Origin of the sequence: Weissella hellenica (genome assembly GCF_005405545.1) — a bacterium.
Classification (GTDB): Bacteria; Bacillota; Bacilli; order Lactobacillales; family Lactobacillaceae; genus Weissella; species Weissella hellenica.
In genome coordinates this window covers 1-2,029 of record NZ_BJEG01000026.1, presented here as the reverse complement: position 1 = coordinate 2,029, position 2,029 = coordinate 1, and the positions used below count along the sequence as shown (strand labels likewise).

The window sequence follows — 2,029 nt, the reverse complement described above, 5'->3', positions numbered from 1 at the left end:
GCGGGTTGGAGCAGTCTGGTAGCTCGTCGGGCCCATAACCCGAAGGTCGTAGGTTCAAATCCTACACCCGCAATTAAATCAAACAATTATTTGATTTTTGGTCGCATGGTCTAGTTGGTTAGGACGTTCGCCTGTCACGCGAAAGATCACGGGTTCGAATCCCGTTGTGACCGTTTATATTGGCGCGGTAGCTCAGTTGGTAGAGCATACGATTGAAGCTCGTAGTGTCGACGGTTCGATTCCGCCCCGCGCCATAGCATTACATGTTAATGTTATGCGGATGTAGTACAATGGCTAGTGCTCCAGCCTTCCAAGCTGGGAATGCGGGTTCGATTCCCGTCGTCCGCTTTTTTGTTGTATGGGACTGTAGCTCAGCTGGTTAGAGCGCACCCCTGATAAGGGTGAGGTCGGAGGTTCGAGTCCTCTCAGTCCCATTGTTGAAATATTTATTTTGACATGGGGACATACTCAAGAGGCTGAAGAGGCGCCCCTGCTAAGGGTGTAGGTCGGGAAACCGGCGCGAGGGTTCGAATCCCTCTGTCTCCGTAATTAAATTTAAAGATGTGGATAGCTTTCTGATTTGGAAGCTATCTTTTTTTATTGTAACTTATTTCATTGTAACTTATTCAATAAGCATACTGCATACCGATTTAAAATAGTATAAGGAAAATACAATATAACTGTTTAGTTAAACTTTTGTGTATGACAGTAAAAGTAAATATGTAGAAATAGTATCAAATTAGTTTGTCAAATAGGCATAATTAGGTTGATGCTATTTTTTGTTTTAAAAATAATCAACTTATTTTTTTATATAAAAAAAACGTGTTTTGCATACACGTCATAAATAAAAATGTGAAAATTAATTTTTTAACAATTTGGTCAATATCAATTCAACCTAAAAAACATTGACAATGATTGATATAACGTTGTTTTGCGTATGAAAAATATCATAAAATATGTGTTTAAATTATATTTGACGTCAAATATTAATATGAAAGCACTTGTTTATTATTGAATTAACATTTATGCTATAAATATATTTTTGCCTTTGGAGAATGAAAGAAATGAAATTATTAAAAGGTAGTTTAAAACGTCGTCGCGAACAATTAGGAATTTCACAGGCAGATGTCGCTGATGGTATTTGTCATCAATCATTATTATCGAGGATTGAACGAACTGATGAGATTTCTAATATCACTGTTTTACAGCAACTATGTGCTCGATTACAATTACGTGTATCAAATGTAGCCAAAATAAATGAATTAACTGTTACACCATTACCGGTAATTCGATACTTGATAGATACTGGTAAATGTGACCAAGCTGCTAGTCGATTAGAAAATACAGCCTTACTACGTCGATTACCAGCATTTGCATTACCGGAGTACAATTTATTAAAGGCTAAAATTGCGTTAGCACAAAATCAAACAACTGTAGCCATGCAACTATTACAGATTGCGTTAGGTGATGCTGAGAAGCATCAAATGGAGTTAATGATTGAAATATATACTGAAATGGGGGCAACTTGGGCAAAAAAAGATGAATATGTTTACGCATTGGAGTGTTATGAACGAGCATGTGGGTTGATTAAAGGCTATCGACCAGCTGTACAAGCAGAAATGGGTAATGTTATTGCTAATACCTATTACCATCAAAGTGCGTTATATTTGATGATTAATGATCCTAAAAAAGCTAATGAACGTATTACACAGGCTTTAGAAATTTTACCTGCAAAAAATCACTTTCATCAAATTGTAAAACTACAAAAATTACGCGTGCAATGTTGTGAACAATTATCGTTGTTAGAAGAAAAACAACATGCGCAGATGTTGATTTACGCAGCAGCAGAATTTTCAAAAGATGTTAATTTAAAAGATGATGTCAAATCTTATTTAAATAAAATTTAATAGAAAAAATCTCTCAATGTTGCCTTATTGACATTGAGAGATTTTTTATGGCTCTATGTCAAACAGCGTGAAAATCGTGAAATTGACTTAAAGAGTTTGTGAAATATAGCTTGCGAATCTGA

The 2,029-nt window shown here is 35.6% G+C and carries 1 protein-coding gene and 6 tRNA genes; all 7 read left to right on the top strand.

The features are described 5' to 3' along the window. A tRNA-Met gene (locus FFM61_RS08900) sits at positions 1-73 on the top strand. A gap of 26 nt (positions 74-99) precedes the next feature. Further along, a tRNA-Asp gene (locus tag FFM61_RS08895) sits at positions 100-173 on the top strand. 8 nt (positions 174-181) lie between these two features. Further along, positions 182-254 (top strand) — tRNA-Phe (locus FFM61_RS08890). Between the two features lie 22 nt (positions 255-276). Further along, positions 277-348 (top strand) — tRNA-Gly (locus FFM61_RS08885). Between the two features lie 12 nt (positions 349-360). Beyond that, positions 361-434 (top strand) — tRNA-Ile (locus FFM61_RS08880). Between the two features lie 24 nt (positions 435-458). Beyond that, positions 459-546, top strand: a tRNA-Ser gene (locus FFM61_RS08875). 518 nt (positions 547-1,064) lie between these two features. After that, the gene (locus FFM61_RS08870) at positions 1,065-1,907 is read left to right on the top strand and encodes a helix-turn-helix domain-containing protein (RefSeq protein ID WP_074428119.1); all 843 of its coding nucleotides are present in this window, start codon (positions 1,065-1,067) and stop codon (positions 1,905-1,907) included. Positions 1,908-2,029: the final 122 nt, after the last annotated feature.